Genomic DNA, 19,202 nt, shown 5'->3' on the forward strand with positions numbered 1-19,202 from the left:
CTCGATGCTGCGATGCAGCAACATTCACCGATTCAGAGAAGGCCCTTACGCGGCTTGGCATGGCGCCCATTGCACGGCTCGCTGGAAGTGCTAGAACTGGACCCGCCACACCGTCCAATGCTGATCGACGCACGTTCCACAAGGAGCCAGCCATGATTGCTTTGTTCAAGGGTTTGGGAATTCTGCTTCGCGACAACGAGCTCTACAGCAGCCCGTTCGATAAACAGGTTGCGCATTGGCGCAATCTCAGCGAGCAGCAGATCCGCGATGAAGTAGCCGTGCTGGCGCAGGCCAAGTGCCAATGGCTGATCGCCTCGATCGTCGGCTGGCAGGCAGCCTCGCTGCTGATTCTTGGCCTGATCGCCAACTACCTGTGGCGTGACGACTTCCATATCACGTTCACCCGCGTGGTAGTCGTGTTCGGCTCGTGGGTCTCGATCCTGTTCGTGATCTGGTTCATGGCCAACATGTTCGATCAGCAGGCCGGTTTCGAGCGCTGGATGAAGGCGTTCAACAGTCGCGCACGCATCAGCTCCAAGGCCGACAGCGTCGAGCACGTGGCCGAGGCCCTGGAACTGGCCGAGCATTACCCGGAAGTGCTCGATTACAAGCAGGCGGTCACCGCCAAGCGCGAGCTGCGCCACGAGGACATCCGCATCATGACCGAGATCGGGCGCATGAAGCAGCACTCCGAACTGGTCGGCCGCCTCAACCACGTGGGCGAGAACGAGCACCACCACGACCTGACACTGCAGCCTGCCTACTGACCCTTCAGGGAAGCGGGGGGACCCACAATGCCACCGTGATCACTCACGGTGGCATTGTTCTTTCCGATCCTCGCTGACGCACTGGGCGAAGCCTTTCGGCAGGTCCCTGAACTCCTGGGTGGTGCCGACCGCCAACGCGAACGACCGTATCGGCGCTTTCGCACACGCCGCGTCAGGACGACAGGCCGGGTCCAGCAACAGGTAATGGCACTGACCGCTGCGGCTGGCCATGCACTCAAAACGCGCCACGCCGTCCACTACCGTGCGCTTGCTGTACAGCGTGTCCACGCCATTGGCAGTGGTGCGGGTGATCGCGGTTTCGGTGGACTTCTGGCAACCGGCAAGCGCCAGTGCAGCGAGGGCTGCAAGCAGGAAAAGACGCATGCAATGCTCCTGGTAGCGGAAAGGAGCGGTGCGGCTACATGCCGCGGAACAGGCTCATGAATGGTTGGCTGACCACCAGTGTTTCCGTCCGGCCCCGCAGCCGCAGCACACCGCGCCCGGTATCGTCGCGGCTGACCGCCGCCACCGCCTTCATGTTGACAATGGTGGAGCGGTGGATCTGGCGGAAGTGCTGCGGGTCGAGTACTTCCAGCAGTTCGCGCAATGGTGTGCGCAACAGGCTCTCGCCGGCAGCGGTGACCACGGTGGTGTACTTGTTGTCGGCACGGAAGTAGGCGACATCTTCCAGCATGATCAGCTGCGTCTCGCGGCCGTTGCTGGCGGTGATCCAGGCCAGCGGCGGGCGCTCGGCAGCACCCTGCGATGGCCCCAGCCGCTGCAGCAGGCGTTCAAGCACGGCGTCATCCTGGCGCGTCGATGGCAGCCGCGACAGGATGCGCTCACGCGTCGCCAGCAGGCGTTCGTCACTGACCGGCTTCAGAAGGTAATCCATCGCGCCCTGCTCGAACGCGTCGATGGCGTACTGGTCATAGGCGGTGACGAACACCACCTGGGTACGCGGGCTCAGCTCGGACAGCGAGCGCGCAACTTCGATGCCACTGATGCCGGGCATGCGGATGTCGAGGAACGCAATGTCCGGCTGCGTCTCGGCCAGCTGCTCCAGCGCACTGGCGCCGTCCTCGCACTCGGCCACCAGCTTCAGCTCCGGCCACAACCGGCGCAGCTGTTCCACCAGTGACTGCCGCAGCAGTTCCTCGTCTTCGGCAATGAGGGCTTCAAGCGGCATGGCTGCGCTCCTTGTGTGTCTGCGGCAAGGTCATGGTCGCGGCCACACCGCTGGGGAAGTTGGCAACGATCGCCACGCCGGCCTGCTCGCCACAGGTCAGGCGCAGGCGTTCGCGCAGGTTCTTCAGGCCGATGCCGGTGCCGCTGGTGCCTTGGCCGAAGCCGAGCCCGTCGTCGGCGACGGTCACGGTCACATGGTCATCAAACCCACGCGCCAGGATCCAGATCGTGCCACCGCCGGGCTTGGGTTCCAGGCCGTGCTTGATCGCGTTCTCCACCAACGTCTGCAGTGCCATCGCCGGCAGGTGCACGCCATGCAGCTCATTCGGTACCTGCACTTCCACCGCCAACCGTGCGCCCATGCGGATACGCAGGATCTCCAGGTAGGCGCGCGTGCGTTCCAGCTCCACGCCCAGCGTCGACACCGACTCGTCCACCTGCGGCAACGAGCTGCGCAGGTACTGGATCAGGTGGCCCAGCATCTGCTCGGCACGTGCCGGGTCGGTGCGGGTCAGCACCTGCGCGTTGGCCAGCGTGTTGTACAGGAAGTGCGGCTCCACCTGCGCATGCAGCAGGTTCAAGCGCGCGACCGACAGTTCCTTTTCCACCTGGGTCTGTTCGGCGGCGGCCTGCTCATCGCGGCGCTGGTCGGCCACGCGGCGGCTGATCGCGCGGGTGACCGCTTCGGCGTTCTCGAAGTTGCTGCCCTCATCCAGCGCCAGCAGATCGGCCCACCAGCCAGCATCCGGTTCGAACAGCAGAGTGACGGTACTGGTGCCCTGCCCCGGCGTGACCGTCGCCAGCACGCTGTTGCGCTTGATCGCCAACCGCGCCGGCAGGTTCCAGCGCGACGGCTGGCGGCCATTCCAGAGGTCGACCCGGCGCACGTAGGCGCGCACCTGCAGGCTGCCGGCCGAGCTTTCCACATCTTCCACGCGCGGAAGTTCGGCAATCGCCGCTTCCACCACGGCATAGGCCTGGCCGGCATCCATCGGCAGTTCCACCTGGCGGCGCTGGCGCCCGGACAACGTGGTCGAATCCAATCGGCCGGCCACCAGCCACACCCGGCGCACATGGGTGATCGCGCTGCCCAGCGCGGAGATCATCAGGAACATCGCCAGCAGGCCGAACACCCAGCCCGGGCCATCGTTCATGCCGCTGAAGATGCCGCTCCAGGCCATGCCGGCGACAACCAGCGCGGCGGCCCAGGCCAGCAGGTGGCGGATCAGGAGAGAGAGGCTGGCGAACACGGCGGCGCCTTGGAGGAAGGGGGTGAGCCGAGCATAGAGCGGCCCGCCGGGCAAACAAGCGGGCTGCGACGAAGGCCGGAAAAGCGGGGATGGAAAGCCATCTGGTAGTGCCGGCCGCTGGCCGGCTCCCCACTATCTCCGCATGCATCACAGGGATGCCGGCCAGCGGCCGGCACTACCCGGGAGGCGCCGGGCGAACCCGGCGCATGCCCTTACTTGCGCTGGTCGGCGCTGGCATCACGCACGGCGCGGAACGATTCGTCCTTGCTCCAGTTCGGCCAGCTGCGCGTGTTGGCCAGCTGGTTGCCGAGCGTGTACAGCACTTCCAGGTCGCGGGCGGCACCGGCGAACACCCAGTCCGGCTGCCATTCGTCGCCCTGCTGGTGGTAGCGCTTGGCGGTGTAGTCCTCGGAGGCCTTCTTGCCTGCGGCCACCCCACCGTCCACCCAGTCCTGGCCGGCCGACCACGACAGCGCCGGCACGCCACGCTTGGCGAACGGGAAGTGATCGGAGCGGAAGAACAGGCCGGCTTCCGGCTTCGGGTCCGGGGTGTAGCGGATATCCCAGCCCTTGGCCACGTCCTTCAGCTGGTCCAGCAGCTCGAAACGCGCGGCACCGTAGATGCCGAAGTCACGTGACGGCCCGAACGGCGCCATGCCGTCCATGTTGATCACCGCCACGGTCTTCTCCAGCGGATACAGCGGATGGGTGGCGTAGTACTCCGAACCCAGCAGGCCCTTTTCCTCGGCGGTGACCGCCAGGAACAGCACTGACCTCTCCGGACGCTTGGCCTTGGCGAAGCCACGGGCCAGTTCGATCAGCGAGGCGGTGCCACTGGCGTTGTCCAGTGCGCCATTGAAGATGCGGTCGCCACGTGCGTCGGGCTCGCCCACGCCGATGTGGTCCCAATGCGCGCTGTAGACGATGGTCTCGTCCGGGTGGCGGCTGCCTTCCAGGCGCGCGGCCACGTTGTGCGAGGTGATCACTTCGGTCTTCACCGCGTACTTCGCGTCCAAGCTGGCGCCGGTCAGCGGCACCGGGGTGAAGTCGCGCTGCTGCGCCTTCTTCTTCAGCGCCTCGAAATCCTGCCCGGCCGAGCGGAACAGCTCAACGGCCAGGTCGCGCTGGATCCAGCCTTCCAGCAGCGGGTGGCTGTCGGCCGGGTTGTCGCGCACCACATCGAACATGGTGTTGGTGTTGGAGCCGGCCACGGTCGCCCAGCCATACGACGCCGGTGCGGTCTCGTGCACGATCAGCACGCCCAGCGCGCCCTGGCGGGCGCCTTCTTCGTACTTGTAGGTCCAACGGCCGTAGTAGGTCATGCCCTTGCCGTCGAAGTCACCCTGGCCGGTCTCGAAGTCCGGGTCGTTGATCAGCACGACGGCGATCTTGCCCTTCAGGTCCACGCCCTTGAAGTCGTCCCAGTTGCGCTCCGGGGCCTTCACGCCGTAGCCGAGGAACACCAGCGGGGCCTTGCTGATGTCGACGTTGCTGGCCCCGTTCATGGCGGCGCGCACGGCAATCTGCTTGCCCTGTTCCAGCGGCAGGGTCTTGCCGCCCTGGTGCAATGCCAACTGCGGCGCGCCGACGATGTCCCCCTTGCGCAGCGGCACGGCCTGGGTCCACAGGCGCTTGCCGTCCTTGAGGTCACCGCCCGGCTGCAGGCCGGCGTCGGCGAACTGCTTGCTGAGGAAGGCGATGGTCTTTTCTTCGCCGGCGGTGGCCGGGGAGCGGCCTTCGTAGGCGTCGGAGGCCAGTTCCTTGACGTCGGCGGAGATCCGCGCGCCATCGAATTTCGGGGTCGCCGCCATCAGTGCGCTCGACACCGACAGAGCCAGCACGCCCAGTACTACTCGTTTCATTGCTCTCTCCAGCAGGAAATCCTTCTGGAGTGTAATGGGATTCGGCAGGGCTGCGCCCTGCACCTGCCGATGCCAGGGCAACAGCAACAGCAGAAGCAGGCATTCGGTGGGATGGCGGGGTGGGTCCGGTTGCGGGGGACGCCGCAAACCCGTCCTTGGGGGCTTGGCCGCGGCATCCATGCCGCGGACACCCCCGCAATCGGCCCCATCCCGCCTTCGACAGCTTCCCGCTGCTGTTGGTGGGTGTCGACCTTGGTCGACACGGACTGAAACAAGAAGGGGTCAGATCCCTTTCCCGGCGGGAAAGGGATCTGACCCCATCGGTGTGTTGCTTGAGCCTGTTACCAGTTCGGGTCTTCGGCCGGCGTGGCAGCGGGCTTGGGCTTCGGCTTGGCGGCCGGGCGTGCGGCAGCTGCGGGAGCGGCCGAGGCAGTCGCACCTGCGGCGGCGGCGGCCGGCTTGCTGCCCAGCTTCTGGCGCAGTTCGATCTGGCCCGGACGGAAACCGCCGCGCATCGCGTCGACGCCGTCTTCGATGGTGCCGTACGAGGTCTGTGCAGCGACGCGGTCGATGCGGATGGTGCAGCACGGGTGTTCGCTGCGGCCCAGCGAGCGGCCGGTCTGCGGGTCCTTCAGTTCTTCGCCCAGGCGCACGGCCTGCCAGCGCTGGCCGGCCTGCACGGTGTCACCGCCCTGACTCAGCACCACCTGGTCACCGTCCACCGAGACCACCGACACCGGAAACAGCGTGGTGACGATGCTGGTGCCGATCTGGCCCGACAGCGATTCCATCATCGCCGCGGCCATGTTGCGGCCGTTGACCACGCGCGGCAGGGTGCTGGGGCCGGTCGAGGCCAGCTGGTGGTCGAAGCTGTCGGACATCACCACCTGGCCGGTGGTGGCGTTGATCAGGCGCAGGGTGATGCGGCCGCCACCGGAGTACGAGGTCACCTGGCGGTCGGACATGCGCAGGTTGCGCACGCTGCGCGGGTACTCGAAGCGTTCGATGGTCGGTATCAGGATCAGATCGGTCGCCAGCTGCTGGCCCACGCGCGCGGTGTCCTGCAGGCGCACGTTGCCGCTGTTGATGTGGTCGATCTCGGCCTGCAGTTCGTCGCCGAACTCGCGGTCCAGCACGATGAAGCGCTGGGTCTGGGTCAGCGTGTCGGACAGGCGCGCACGGATCGCGTCGGCCACTTCATCGGCATCCACGCGGCCATCGCCTACGGCGTAGCTGCCGGCCTTGGTGCGCGGCAGTGCAACCACGATCTTCGGCTTGCCCTGTTCGTCCGGTGCGCGGTACTGGGCGATCTGTGCACGCACGCGCACCTTCCAGTAGCTGCGCATGCTGCGGTGGGTCACGTCGGAATCGAACGAGCTTGCACCACGCTTGGCATCGACGCTGACCTTCTCGTCGTAGCTTTCCCTGACGCTGGCCGAGGCCGAACCGCTCTTGGCCGAGGCTTCGCCGGACGCAGTGGCCGACGCCGAGCCCTTGAAGCTCCAGCCTTCATCGCTGGCGCGCACGCGGGCGATGGTTTCCTCGTCCAGCTGCCGCACTTCATCCTGCGACAGGATTTCATAGCCCAGCACCGCGCCCTGCGAGCCGGCGATCATCTGCTGGGTGAACGCGTCGGCGCGGATATCGCCGACGTGTTCGCCATCCACATCCACATGCAGGCCTGCGCGCAGGCCCTGCATCTGGCTGGCCACGCGTACGCCGTTGACCTGCGCCACGGCCGACTGCAGCGCCGCCAGCACCGCCAGTTCCGGGGTGCTGCCGATGCCGTCGGCTTCGCGCGCGACCTGGGTGGTGCCGCCGAAATCCGGCGTGCCACGCAGGGGCGCTGCTTCCACTGGCGCATTGCTGGCCAGTGCACTGGTTGCCTTGTCCTTGGCGGGCGCGGCGGCCGGGGTGTCCTGCTTGCCGCAGGCTGCAAGCAGCGCGGCGGCCAGGCCCAGGCCGATCAAACGGGTTGTCATACGCATGGAGATTCGCCTCGGATCAGATCGAGTCGAGCATCGAGTCGGCGTTGGACGGCACCTTCACCTTGCTCTTCCTGGCGAAGGTCACGGCCGACTTGGTCGAACCGTACAAGCCCTGGATGAAGCCCGGCGATTCCTTGGCCACCCATGCGCCCGCTGCCAGCTTGCGGCCAACGGTGGCCAGCTGGGTCGCGCCCAGGTTCTTCATGCCGGCGGTGAAGCTGCTGGCTTCGCCGCCCAGCTTCTGTGCTTCGGCTGCCGACGCCAGCAGCGAGACCAGGCCTTCGGCGTAGTGCTGCTTGGATTCAGCGTTCAGTTCCGGCTGAGCGGCCTGGCGCTCGTTGATCGCGGCCTGCGCAGCTTCGCTGACCGACACCGACTTCTTCATCGCATCGACGCTGACCGAACCCGACGACAGCGCCTGGCGCTCGGCTTCCAGCAGCTGCACCTGCTCGGCCAGGCCGAAGGCGCGGGCGAACGAAGTCTGGGCCTGCAGCGAGTGCGACTGCGAGCTGACGAAACGACGCACCAGCGCTTCCTGCGCGGCTTCGTCCGGAGCGGCGGCGTTGGAGGCGCTGCTGCTGGAGGTGCCGGTGGCGGCACCGGCCAGGTCCTTCAGCTTGCCCAGGCCCGCGTGGGCCGGCATCGACAGGGTGGCGGCAGCGATGGCCACGACAAGAGCGGTATTGCGGATCATATGAGTGTCCTTTGGGAGAGACGGCCGCGAAGCGGCACGTGGGAATCGGTAACCCCAGCGCGATGCCGAGCGAGCTCGGCACCCACCGGGTGGCGTATCAGCGGACTGCCTTGACGTTCAGTTCGTTGATCATCTGCTGGGCGGCCTTCTCGGCAGCCAGCTGCAGGGCATTGGTACGGGCCACGGTTTCATTCGGGCCGGTGCCGGAGAACTGCACCGGGCCCACCGACGACACGGTGCGCGGGAAACGACCGGTCACGTCCAGCACCTTGCCGGTGACCGTGACGAACACGCGGGTGTTGCCGCTGGCCGGATCGCGGTCGCGCATGCCGACGTCGAGGGTACCGACGGCGATGTAGGGGATGTTGGCCGCTCGGATGCCGTTGGCGGTATCGCGCAGGGTGGCGGCAGACAGGTCGTTGCCGGTGCTGAAGTCCTTGCGGATGCGCTCGATGCTCAGCAGGCCGCGCGATTCGCCTTCCACGTACTCGGCTTCAACCACTTCGTAGCCGGCGGCGCTGAAGGCACCGGTCATCGCGGTGTTCACTTCAGCGGCGTTGGCCACCTTCCAGCTGATGTTGTCGCTGCGCTGGGTGGTGCTGCCACCGCTGGTGACCGACACCGAACCGTTCTGGTTGATGCTGCCGTTGGTGCTGACCGAGTTGCCACGGAAGCTGTCGCCTTCACGGGTGTTCTCGCTGTAGCTGCTGCTGGCGTCGACGCGACGGTATTCCTTGTCCTGGAACGACTGCACGGTGTCCTGCGAGCGTGCCATGAACAGGAAGGTCAGCAGCGAACGCTGCGCGGCGGTGGCACCGGCCACGGCCGAACCTGCGTCCAGCTTGGTCTGCAGCAGCGTGGTGTTGATCTCGGCGCGGACAGTGACGGTGTAGGTCTTGGCCTTCTTGTCTTCGGTGTCCGACAGCGGTACGGCACTGAGCACATAACGGTCGATCTCGCCGATGAACTCGGCGCGGCGGGCTTCGAACAGGCGCAGCTTGGCCGCACCGGTTTCAGCGATGTACGCCTCCAGTGCATTGACCTTGGCCTTGTTCAGGGCCTGGGCGCGGGTGTCGGCGCTCAGGCGCAGGCCGTAGCTGGCCGAACCGGTACCGCGCGAACTCGCGGTCTGCGCGGCGACCGGCGAGGCCACCACCAGCGCGATGAGGATGAGCAGTATGGTACGCATCAACGACATGACTTGATCAACTCCTGGAGGGCTTGGGTCTGCTGCTGCAACGGGCGGCCGCCCGGCTTCTGTTCGTCCAGCCATGCGCGCGAATCAGCACGCTTGGCGGCGGCGCCGGCGAAGGCATCGAAGCCGGCCAGCAGGGTTTCGTAGCTGGCCGACCACTGGTCGACCTGCCACTGCGTCACCGGCACCACCTTGGTGGCGCCCTTGCGCAGCGGCTGTTCGAAATAGACCTTGCCGGAGAAGGGCTCGGTCACTTTGGCGGTGAAGAACGCGCCGAACAGCATCGTCTTCATCGCCGGGGTTTCATTGATGACGCCGTTCTTCAGCGCATCGACCTGCACAGTGATGACGTAGTCCGGCTCGGGGATCTTCAGCTGGTAGACCTTGCCGTCGGCAAAGCGGGCGGCCATCGCACCACCGATCGCCTGGCCCGAGGCCGGCGGCAGCAGGCCGACGCCGGTATTGGACGACAGCGTCTTGGACAGTTCATGGGCCAGCGTGGCGCGCAGCGGGGTTTCCCACTTCGGGTCGGGCAGCTTGGCGCGGACCGCGTCGGACAGGGTTACGCCACCGACCTGCAGGCGACGCACGGCGGCATCGGGCAGCTTGGCCTGGGCGAGACTGGCGGCCAGCACCTGCGACAGGCTGGTATCGGCGCTGCCGTACAGCAGATCGGCGACGATCGCGTCGATATCGTCGTTGTCCGGCCGGTAATCCTGCACGTCGATGCGCTGCAGGGTCAGCGGATAGGACGCGATCACCTGGCGCTCGCGGAAATCGAAGAACAGTGCCTGCAGGGCCACTTCCACCAGCACTTTGTACTGGTTGCCGATCGGCTCGACCGAGACCAGTTCGCGGTCCAGTGCGGCGGCCAGCACCGTCGCGCTGGTGGTGCCGTCGAGCATCGCCACCGGCTGGTCGATCAGCTCCAGGTTCGCCGGCGGCCGGCGCTTGAGCGCCTGCGCCAGGGTCTGGTTCAGCGGGATCAGGCCGCGCTTTTCCAGCACGGCATGCGCATGCGGCGTGGTCGCCTGCACGGCAGCGGCATCCGCGGTATAGGCAAAACCGGCCCAGTAGGCCTGCTGCGATTTGTCAGCCGCCTGCGCGGCCATCGGCCACACGGCCAGGCACAGGGCACAGGCAAGCAGGCGCGCAAAAGCGCGCGATGCGCTCTTCGTCCTTGAATACATCCAACCGCTCCTCGGTCAATACGCACGGAATGCGGACGCTGATGCGTCCGCTGGGCGCGAAACATAGCCGCTCAGGCGCCTGCCGACAAGTGCTGCGTTCGTCGCAGTCACTCCTGGGGCGGCAGTCCGGCCCGTTGGCGCAGCAGGCCCCGCTCCGCCTGGTTCTGGCTGAGTCTGGCGGCTTCGGCAAAAGCGTGACGTGCGTCGAGGTCGCGCCCCAGCGCCTGTAGTATCTCCGCGCGGACGACCTCCAGAGGGGCATAGTCGCGCAGACGTGCATCCACCAGCAGCGGCTGCAGTTGTGCCCACGCAGCGAACGCGCCCTCGCTGCGCAGCACCGCCACGACCCGATTCAAAGCGACAACCGGCGAAGGCATCACCTGCAGCAACTGGGTATAGAGCGAAGCGATACGTGGCCAGTCGGTGGCTTCAGCCCGACGCGCAGCCACATGGCAGGCGGCGATGCGCGCCTGCAGCACATAGGGATCATCAGCACCACCGGCGGCCAGCGCGCGGGCCAGCACCTGCTGCCCGCGTTCGATCTGCAGCCAGTCCCAGCGCGCGCGGTTCTGCTGGTCCAGCAGCACCGGCGCGCCCTGCGCGTCGGTCCGTGCCGCAGCACGCGATGCCTGCAGTTCCATCAGTGCCAGCAGGCCCAGCACCGGCGGCACCGGCAGCCGGTGCGCCAGGATGCGTGCGAGCCGCAGTGCTTCCTCGCACAGCGCCGGACGCATCCAGTCATCGCCGGCGCTGGCCGCGTAACCTTCATTGAAGACCAGGTAGATCGCCTCCAGCACCGAAGCCAGCCGCTCGGGCATCGCGTCCGCGCGCGGCACCTCATAGGGCACCTGCTTCTGCGCCAAGGTGCGCTTGGCGCGCACGATGCGCTGGGCGATGGTCGGCTCGGGCTGCAGGAACGCACGTGCGATCTCGACGGTGGTCAGGCCACCGAGCAGGCGCAGGGTCAGTGCCACCCGCGCATCGGCCGGCAGCACCGGATGGCAGGCCACGAACATCAACCGCAGCAGATCGTCACCCAGGTCATCCTCCAGCGCCTGGCTGTCATCCGGTGCCGGCAGCGCCGCTGGGTGCAGTTCCTCGCCCCACTGCGCATGCTGCTGCGCCACCCGCTGGTGTTGGCGCAGCACATCGATGGCACGGTTGCGCGCAGTGGTCATCAGCCAGGCTCCGGGGTTGTCCGGGATGCCCTGTTCCGGCCAGCGCTCCAGCGCGGCCAGCCAGGTGTCCTGGGCCAGCTCCTCGGCACGGCCGACATCGCCCCCGAGCAGCCGCGCCAGGCGCGCGATCAACACCGGCGACTCCATCCGCCAGAGGGTTTCCAGACGCTGCGTCAGTGCGGGATCGGGCATGCGCCGATCACAGCACGCAGGCCCGGCCCGCACAAGCGCCACAGCTCACGCTTCAACAATCGGCTTGAAGCCACCCCAGAACATGCGCCTGGTATCGAACGGCATGTCCTTCGGGCCCAGCGACGCCAGCCGCGGGTCGGCCATTACCCTGGCGTTGATGCGGTCGCGCGCCGCGCGCGAACGGAACACCACGAAGGCGACGATCACCGTTTCGCCGGGCTTTGCCTTGACCGCACGCGGGAACGAGGTGCTCTTGCCCGGTTCCACATCGTCAGCCACGCATTCCATGTACTGCAGCGCGCCATGGTCCTTCCACACCGCACCGGCCTTGCGGGCAAGGCGGCGGTAGGCCGCCACCTTGTCCTGTGGGCACGGCAGCACGTAAGCATCCACGTAAGCCATGAGGGTTCTCCCTTGCGGCGGCCGTCAGCCCGGCTCGCCGTCCATGTGTGCGATTTCCCAGAGATGGCCATCCAGGTCCTGGAAGCCGCGCTGGTACATGAAGCCGTAGTCGCGCGCCGGCTGCGGTTCGCTGGCGCCCGCCGCAAGCGCCTTGTCCACCATCACGTCCACCGCCTTGCGGCTGTCGGCCGACAGGCAGGTGATCACCTCGGTGTGGCTGTGCGCATCGGCAATCGCCTTGTTGGTGAACTGCTTGAAGAACGGCTGGGTCAGCAGCATCACGAAGATGCTCTCGCTGATGACCATGCAGGCCGCATCGTCATTGGTGAAGGTCGGGTTGAAGCTGTAGCCCAGCGCGGCGAAGAAGGCCTTGGATGCGTTGAGATCCTGCACAGGCAGGTTGACGAAGATCATCTGCGGTTGCGGTGCACTCATCGGTGAAGCTCCTTGTGGATGACAAAAAGGGGGATCAGGGCTGCTTCATGCAGTTGACCATCCACGGCTTGCCGTAGCGGTCGATCAGCATGCCCCAGCGGTGGGCCCAGAACGTTTCGGCAATCGGCATCTGCACCTGGCCACCCTCGGCCAGTGCAGCGAACACGCGTTCGGCTTCTTCGATGCTGTCGACGTCGACATTGATGGTGGTCGAGCCACCCTCGCCGCCGCCGGGACCGTCGGCCGCCATCACGATGGCGCTGCCGATCTCCAGCTGGCTGTGCGCGACGTGGTCCAGGGTTTCCAGCGGCATCTCGTTGCAGCCCGGTGAGCCATCGGAGGGCGGCATGTCGCGGTATTTCATTTCCGAAGTGACCTGGCCACCGAGTGCCTTGGCGTAGAACGCCATCGCCTCATGGGCCTGGCCACTGAAGCCGAGGAAGGGAATCAGTTTCATGGCAATACTCCGTTGTGCGGTTCAGGGCAGTAGTGCCGGGTCGTGCCCGGCAGGGAGATGAATCGGGTCAACCTTCCAGCTGTGCACGCAGACGCTGTTCCTGCTGCTGTAAGTCGGGGGTGAAGGCTTCACCGAAGTCTTCGGCGGAAATCAGCGGGCGCAGCTCCAGCGTGCCGCCACTGTTGAACGGCGCGCGGCTGGCCCATTCAACGGCCTCGTCCAGCGAGCGCACGTCCCACAGCCAGAAGCCGGCGATCTGGTCGCCGGCGGGGCCGAACGGACCGGCCTCGACCCTGGGTGCGCCGCTGCCGAAGTGAATGCGGCGACCGCGCTGGGTGGCGTGCAGGCCTTCACCGGCCAGCATGATGCCGGCGGCCACGAGCTGTTCGTTGAAGGCGCCCATTTCGGACAATTCCTGTTCGCTGGGCATGCGGCCGGCTTCGGATTCGGCGTTGGCCTTCACGATCACCATCACTTTCATTGCTGTCTCCCGTGGGACGCGTGGTGCGTGCCCTTCACTGGGTACAACGAAGCAAGGGGCTGGGAATCGACACGTCTGTTGGAAATTTTTTCTTCCGTGGAAGGCGCGCCTTCGGCGAGGGTCGGCGAACGGCGGAGCCCCTCCGTGGTGGGGTGGGTTGGTCGCTGAAAGCTCGGGTTCATGGGTTTGGCCGGGTGAGGAGGCAGGGCAGGGGACGCTGCAAGTACGTCCATGTAAGCTCGGTCGCCGCATCCATGCGGCTCACGCCCCTGCCCTGCCTCCCCACCCGACCTTGGACAGTTTCCTGCCTCCGGCACGCACCACGGGAAGATCAAGAAAAAAGGCAAAAGCAAAAGCAAAAACAACGGCGATTGGCTGGCGGCCTCGGCTTTGCGAGCGAAGCGATCCGCTTTTGCTCTTGTTTGTGATTTTCCGTGGTGGATCAGCTGCAGAGATCTGTCCAAGGCCGGGTGGGTAGGCGGGGCGGGGGTGTCCGCGGCATGGATGCCGCGGCCAAGCCCCCATGGACGGGTTTACGGCGTCCCCCGACCCGCCTACCCGCCCGGCCAACCGCCAGGAACCAGCTTTCAGCGACCAACCCAACCCCACCACGGAGGGGCTCCGCCGTTCGCCGATCCCCGCCGAAGGCGCCGCCTCCCGCGCTGCAACATGCCCACGCGCAATCCTGCGCGATCATGGACACCCCGCCCCCGCCAGGACCGTGCCATGCAGCAGTATCTTCTTCTGATCTACATCGAGCCTGCCCTGCTGCAGGCCCTGCCCATCGAAGAATTCAATGCGCTGATGCGCGACTGCCTGGCCCATGCCGACAAGCTGCAGGCCGAAGGCACGCTGCTGGCCGCGCAGAAGCTGCAGCCGGTCGACACCGCGCAGACCCTGCGCGTGCGTGATGGCCACAGCCGCGTACTGGATGGCCCCTTCGCCGAAACCCGCGAACTGCTGGCCGGCTTCAACCTGATCGTCGCCCGCGACCGCGACGAAGCCATGCGCATCGCCCGCGACTTCCCTTGGGCACGCTTCGGCAGCATCGAAGTGCGGCCGCTGGAAGACATGGACGCCGAGCGCGAACGCTGCGGCGCGCCGGCTGCGGCTGCGGCTACGGCAGCAGCCGTACCCTGATCTCGCGCGGGCCGATGCCTTCATTGCCGCTGTAGTCGCGCACGCTGGCGCGCACGATGTACTCGCCCGGCGGCAGCGCCGCCGGCTGCCAGCGTCCGGTTTCCATCAGGCCATCGCGCACGGTGTTGGTGGCCAGGTAGCGGAAGCGGGTCACCGCGCTGCCATGCACGGTGATGCCGCTGTCCGGTGCGTAGGCCACGCGCACCGCTTCCCGCTGCGGCGGCATGCGGTTGAACACGATGTTCCAGCGTGGCTGCTCGTAGCCCTGCAGCGGTTGGCCGCCCGCATCGAGAATCTGGTAACCCACCTGGTACATGCCCAGGCGCCGCCGCGGCAGGTTGTTGTCGACCTGGTCCCAGGCTTCGACCACGATCTGCACACCGCGTCCCTGGCGCGCCACCATCACCACGCCATCGCTGCCTGCGGCCATCGGCTGGTCGTTGTCGTCCAGCAACGCCACATCGGTGATGCGCGGTGCGAAGTGGTCGGCGTAGTTCTGGAAGCCCAGTGCCACGGCGTTGGTCTCGAAACCACCGGTGCCGACGGCCAGGTGCACATGCGCCTGGTTGTTGATGCTACCCAGGCGATCGCCGACGTGAATGCGCATGCCGCGCCGCACGCGCATCCGCTCCAGCTTGCCCTGCTCGTCATACAACGCCTGCCAGCGCGCATCGTAGGGCTCATCGCGCGGGGTGCGGCCGACGCGCATGTGGATGTACTTGAGGCGGTCCACCGCCAGGCCCTCGGCCTGCTCACCCAGGTTCCAGGCGGCCACCGGGCTGCTGATCTTGCCCTCGGCAATCGCCAGTACGGTCTGGCCCACATCACCGCGCACGTCGAAACCGCCATGCAGGTGGTGGCGGCTCTCGCCGGTGAAGTTGCCGCGCACCTCACCCAACGTACCGACCACTTCATGCCAGCCGTCCTGCGGTGCCAGCGGCCAGCGGCCGCCCGTCTCCGGCAACGCCGCATCGGCAGCCGGGCCGACCAGTGCCGGTGCCGGCAGTTCGCCCACCGGCAGCGGGCGCAGGCGATGCAGGCGGTAGCTGGCGGCGTCGGCCACCAGCACGCTGCCATCGGCATCCATCGCCAGCCCGCTTGGGCGGGCCAGGCGCGGCAGTCGGCCATTGCCGACCAGCGCGATCTGGTGGCCCTGCGGCGTCACCTGCACGATGCGGCCATCAAGATCGCCCACGTACAGCACGCCATCGTGGGTGGTGGCCAGCGACATCGGCCCATTGATCACGCCACCGGCGGCGACCACGGTGCTTACCGTGCCATCGGCACCGACGCGGCGCACCGCGTTGTTGAACAGGTCGGCCACCAGCAACGCGCCCTGCGCGTCGAAGGCCAGTGCCACCGGCGTATCGAAGCGCGCAGCGGCGCCCGTGCCATCGGCCAGGCCCGGCCGATCGCCACCGGCCAGTGTGCGCACGTTGCCATCGGTACCGATCACCCGGATGCGGTCATTGAAGGTATCGGCCACGTAGACCTGGCCCTGCGCATCCACTGCGATGCCCATCGGCGCATCGAAGCGCGCCTGCGCGGCAGGTCCATCAACGTGGCCCTGTTCACCACCGGCCAGCGTGGTCACCTGGCCGTCGGTGCCGATGCGGCGGATGGCATGGTTGCCGGTGTCGGCCACATACAGGTTGCCCTGCGCGTCGGCGGCAATGCCCGAAGGCGTGTTGAAACTGGCCTGCAGTGCCGGGCCATCAACGCGCCCCTCGCCCTGCCCGGCCACCGTTTCGACGCGGCCATCGGGCAGGCGGCGACGGATCCGGTTGTTATCACCGGCATCAGTGAAATAGACACTGCCATCGGCACTGCGCAGCAACGCATAGGGATCGGCGAAGCGTGCCTGCGCGGACGCGCCATCGCGGTCACCCGGGTGGCCATCGCCGGCCAGCGGTTCGATCTGCGCGGTCCACGCCAGCGGCGTTGGAACCGGACCCGCCGGTTCAGCCAGCGTATGCAGCGGTGTCTCCCACCAGGTTGCGGCCAATGCCACTACCGTCGCCAATGCTACGCCTGCCGCCATCCATTGCCACCGTGCCATCGTGCTGCGCTGCCTGCCTGCTGTCCGAAGAGGCACCGACAATAGTCGCTGAACGCACGATCCGCCATGGTCAATCGTGCGGTCAAACGCCAGAGTTCCATCCACCGCGCTTGTTCTCGCTGGCTGCAGCGGGTTCAATGCGGTTCCCACGGATGGAAATCCTCCATGCCCCGCATCCTCCCCGTCGCCGCCCTGCTGATTGCCGCATTGGCCAGCACATCCGCCACTGCTTCGATCACGGTGGTACCGCAGAAGCCGTCCGTCACCGCCGATGCGATGCACCAGGCCTATGCCACGCGATGGGATGAAGCCATCCAGCAGTCGCGCAGTGGCAACACGCTGGGCGCGCTGATCGCGATGGAACGGCTGATGGAAGATCCGATGCTGGATGACTTCGATGCCGAACACCGCGGCCGCGCCGCGCAGGTGGCCGGCTGGACCGCAATGGTGCAGAAGAAGCCGGACCAGGCGCGCCGCTACCTGCAGCGCGCACAGGAAGCACTGCCGGACGACGCGCAGATACTGCTGACCCTGGTCTCGGTGGAACTGTCCGAGAACCAACCGGCACCTGCCACGAAGCACCTGGTGCAGGCGCTGAAGCATGCCGACGCGCCGTTGCCGGTGGACCACCACGCGATCAACTACCTGCAGTTCCGCCTGCGGGACCAGCCCCAGCAGCGCATGGAACTGCTGCAGGCGCTGTTCGACAACGGCTGGAAGAGCGGCGGCCTGGAACCCACCGGGCTGTGGCTGGCGCTGGCCACGCTGCAGGCCGACAACGGCCGTGGCGACAGGATTCCCGCCACGCTGGCGCGCATCGCCGGCCCCGCCGAGATCATCCGCCTGCGAAGTGACAAGCGGTTTGATCGCTATGTCGACCGCGCCGATGCCCGCTTCGATCCGGTGCAGGCTGCACAGAAACACCTCGACGAACTGCGGGTCTCCGGCCTGCTCGACCGGGCGCTGGACGCACGCATGGCCGAGTTCAGCAGTACGCTGCTGATGCTGGACCGCAACGAGGAAGTGCTGGCACTGACCGATGGCATGGCCGGTGCGGCGGCCGAAGGTGAGTCGCCCTCGGCGGCGGAAGCCGAATGGGTGGCATGGCTGCTCAACAGCCGGCTTACGGCGCTGCGCCGGTTGGGCCGTACCGACGATGCGCTGGCCACAGCCAGGCTGGCCGCACGCATCGGTGCGCTGGGCCCGGATGGTGCCGAGCACCAGTTCAACGTCGGCTTCGTGCTCAGTTCGCTGGGCCGCATGCAGGACGCTGCTGCCGCAGTGAATGACATGCCAGGCCTGGCCGGTTACGGCAAGGCGGCCCAGGCACTGCTGCAGTTCGCTGCCGCCCGCGAACGCGGCGATGCCCAGGCAGTGGAAGCCGCCCGCTCGGTGATCCTTGCCCAGCGCGACGACGCACGCCTGTTCCATCGCGAGATGCTGCTGGACGAAGGCAACCTGGACGGCGCCGCTGCCGTGCTGATCGAACAGCTGCGCTCCCCCACCGACCGTGGCGAGGCGCTGGCCTCCCTGCAGGACATGCGCACCTACCCCTCGCTGCCCGGTGACGTGAAGATCGATGCGGCCTGGCGTGCGCTGAAGCAGCGCGCCGACGTGCAGGCCGAGGTGGCACGCGTCGGCCGCATTGAGCGCTACGACCTGGTCAGCGCTTCCACTTCGCGCTGAGCCGATTTTCTGTGGCGCCGAGCGTGGGCTCGGCACTACACCTTCCGCCTAGCGGGCTGGCACCTCGGTACGGATGCCCATCGCTTCGCGGTAGCGTGCGTACAGGGCCATCACCTTGTCCACATAGGCCAGGGTTTCGGCGTAGGGCGGCACGCCCTTGTAGCGGGTGACTGCACCGATGCCCGCGTTATAGGCGGCCGCCGCCAACGGGCGATCGCCGTTGTAGCGGCGCAGCAGCGCGCGCATGTAGCGCGCGCCGCCCTCGATCGACTGCTGCGGCGAGAACGGATCGCGCACGCCATATTCCTGTGCGGTCTCCGGCATCAACTGCATCACGCCCTGTGCGCCCTTGGTCGAGACCGCCAGCGCATCGAAGTTGCTTTCGGCATGGGCAATCGCGCGCAGCCATGCGTCATCGACACCGGTGGCCTTGGCCGCGGCCTTGAACTGCTTGGCGTGCTGCGCCAACTGCGGCTTGCCGACCTTGCCCAGGCCTTCGTGGGCAGGTTCGCCCGGCGGCGTGGCCACTGTGAACTTCAGGAACACCCGCGAGCCGGGCAGGTTGCGGGTGGAGTAGACCAGCGCGCCATCCTGCTCGCGCTCGTACAGCACGCCGCTGAACACGCCCATGTTGCCCCACAGGTTCGGGGTCTGGATGGCGTTGTCGTCGATTTCCTTCGGGGTGCAGCGTGAACCGGGTTCCGGCGCGGTGGCCAGGCTGACGGTGTTGCCCTGCACGCAGCGGTAGACGGTGCGCGCGGCGGCCAGCCCGGGCCACAGGCTGGGCAGCAGCAACAGCGCAAGCAGGAGCGGGTGACGGGACATGGCGGCCGGATCATCCGGCCGCGCCCGCTAATGTTGGGTGAATGGGGGCCGGCAGGGCTGCGCCCTGCACCCGCGCGGGCACCGGCGCCGGCGGCGGTAGAGTCGACTGTCAGTCGACTATCGCGCGCAGCGCGGGGTTTTCCGGAAGCCCACGGGAGAGCAGTCGACTAACAGTCGACGCTTCCGACGTTCCCGATTTCGGCCTTGCCGCCC

Annotated in this window: 18 protein-coding genes; 3 read left to right on the forward strand and 15 right to left on the reverse strand. The window is 67.1% G+C overall.

Features of this window, described 5'->3' with window-relative positions; translation table 11 throughout:
- The first annotated feature begins 152 nt into the window (after nt 1-152).
- Nucleotides 153-767 carry a hypothetical protein gene (locus tag AC5P68_RS04025; protein ID WP_005407899.1) on the forward strand — a complete coding sequence of 205 codons (615 nt, stop codon included), beginning with the start codon at nt 153-155 and terminating at the stop codon, nt 765-767.
- Nucleotides 768-806: 39 nt separating this feature from the next.
- Here the strand turns inward: AC5P68_RS04025 and AC5P68_RS04030 are convergent, their stop codons facing one another.
- From AC5P68_RS04030 to AC5P68_RS04090, 13 genes are all read right to left on the reverse strand, one after another.
- A complete protein-coding gene (locus AC5P68_RS04030; protein WP_049402668.1) occupies nt 807-1,151 on the reverse strand; it encodes a hypothetical protein in 345 nt (114 codons plus the stop codon).
- Between the two features lie 34 nt (nt 1,152-1,185).
- Nucleotides 1,186-1,956 (reverse strand): LytR/AlgR family response regulator transcription factor, encoded by a 771-nt coding sequence (locus tag AC5P68_RS04035; RefSeq protein ID WP_005407897.1) that lies wholly within the window; start codon nt 1,954-1,956, stop codon nt 1,186-1,188.
- Nucleotides 1,946-3,205: a sensor histidine kinase gene (locus AC5P68_RS04040; protein WP_049402667.1), complete on the reverse strand. Its 1,260-nt coding sequence runs from the start codon at nt 3,203-3,205 to the stop codon at nt 1,946-1,948. Before AC5P68_RS04040 ends, AC5P68_RS04035 begins: the two co-directional genes overlap by 11 nt.
- A gap of 212 nt (nt 3,206-3,417) precedes the next feature.
- Nucleotides 3,418-5,067, reverse strand: coding sequence for a M28 family metallopeptidase (locus AC5P68_RS04045; RefSeq protein ID WP_033833698.1), 1,650 nt, complete (start codon nt 5,065-5,067; stop codon nt 3,418-3,420).
- Nucleotides 5,068-5,408: 341 nt separating this feature from the next.
- Entirely contained in the window at nt 5,409-7,055 is a 1,647-nt protein-coding gene (locus AC5P68_RS04050; protein ID WP_033833697.1) for a CsgG/HfaB family protein, read from the reverse strand.
- A 16-nt stretch (nt 7,056-7,071) separates the two neighbouring features.
- Entirely contained in the window at nt 7,072-7,749 is a 678-nt protein-coding gene (locus AC5P68_RS04055; RefSeq protein ID WP_005407893.1) for a hypothetical protein, read from the reverse strand.
- Nucleotides 7,750-7,846: 97 nt separating this feature from the next.
- Nucleotides 7,847-8,947, reverse strand: coding sequence for a hypothetical protein (locus AC5P68_RS04060; RefSeq protein ID WP_005407892.1), 1,101 nt, complete (start codon nt 8,945-8,947; stop codon nt 7,847-7,849).
- Nucleotides 8,938-10,134 (reverse strand): hypothetical protein, encoded by a 1,197-nt coding sequence (locus tag AC5P68_RS04065; protein WP_033833696.1) that lies wholly within the window; start codon nt 10,132-10,134, stop codon nt 8,938-8,940. The genes AC5P68_RS04060 and AC5P68_RS04065 overlap by 10 nt, the downstream gene beginning before the upstream one ends.
- 107 nt (nt 10,135-10,241) lie before the next feature.
- Nucleotides 10,242-11,504, reverse strand: coding sequence for an RNA polymerase sigma factor (locus tag AC5P68_RS04070; protein WP_414498068.1), 1,263 nt, complete (start codon nt 11,502-11,504; stop codon nt 10,242-10,244).
- Between the two features lie 45 nt (nt 11,505-11,549).
- Nucleotides 11,550-11,906, reverse strand: a complete 357-nt coding sequence (locus AC5P68_RS04075; RefSeq protein WP_005407889.1) for a DUF1428 domain-containing protein — start codon at nt 11,904-11,906, stop codon at nt 11,550-11,552.
- Between the two features lie 24 nt (nt 11,907-11,930).
- The gene (locus AC5P68_RS04080) at nt 11,931-12,341 is read right to left on the reverse strand and encodes a VOC family protein (protein ID WP_049395630.1); all 411 of its coding nucleotides are present in this window, start codon (nt 12,339-12,341) and stop codon (nt 11,931-11,933) included.
- Nucleotides 12,342-12,375: 34 nt separating this feature from the next.
- Nucleotides 12,376-12,798 carry a VOC family protein gene (locus AC5P68_RS04085; protein ID WP_065184047.1) on the reverse strand — a complete coding sequence of 141 codons (423 nt, stop codon included), beginning with the start codon at nt 12,796-12,798 and terminating at the stop codon, nt 12,376-12,378.
- Between the two features lie 67 nt (nt 12,799-12,865).
- Nucleotides 12,866-13,279 carry a YciI family protein gene (locus AC5P68_RS04090; RefSeq protein ID WP_414498067.1) on the reverse strand — a complete coding sequence of 138 codons (414 nt, stop codon included), beginning with the start codon at nt 13,277-13,279 and terminating at the stop codon, nt 12,866-12,868.
- 726 nt (nt 13,280-14,005) lie between these two features.
- Between AC5P68_RS04090 and AC5P68_RS04095 the strand changes: the two genes are divergently transcribed.
- Nucleotides 14,006-14,419 (forward strand): YciI family protein, encoded by a 414-nt coding sequence (locus AC5P68_RS04095; protein ID WP_049403440.1) that lies wholly within the window; start codon nt 14,006-14,008, stop codon nt 14,417-14,419.
- On the opposite strand, the gene AC5P68_RS04100 is transcribed toward AC5P68_RS04095, so the two are convergent.
- The gene (locus AC5P68_RS04100; protein ID WP_414498178.1) at nt 14,397-16,478 is read right to left on the reverse strand and encodes an NHL repeat-containing protein; all 2,082 of its coding nucleotides are present in this window, start codon (nt 16,476-16,478) and stop codon (nt 14,397-14,399) included. The genes AC5P68_RS04095 and AC5P68_RS04100 overlap by 23 nt on opposite strands.
- A 165-nt stretch (nt 16,479-16,643) precedes the next feature.
- Here AC5P68_RS04100 and AC5P68_RS04105 point away from each other — a divergent pair, with 165 nt between their 5' ends.
- Nucleotides 16,644-18,164 (forward strand): tetratricopeptide repeat protein, encoded by a 1,521-nt coding sequence (locus AC5P68_RS04105; protein WP_414498177.1) that lies wholly within the window; start codon nt 16,644-16,646, stop codon nt 18,162-18,164.
- A gap of 48 nt (nt 18,165-18,212) precedes the next feature.
- On the opposite strand, the gene AC5P68_RS04110 is transcribed toward AC5P68_RS04105, so the two are convergent.
- The gene (locus AC5P68_RS04110; RefSeq protein ID WP_049433474.1) at nt 18,213-18,989 is read right to left on the reverse strand and encodes a lytic transglycosylase domain-containing protein; all 777 of its coding nucleotides are present in this window, start codon (nt 18,987-18,989) and stop codon (nt 18,213-18,215) included.
- Nucleotides 18,990-19,202: the final 213 nt, after the last annotated feature.

This window comes from Stenotrophomonas sp. YJH_SMC_58, from assembly GCF_059369635.1.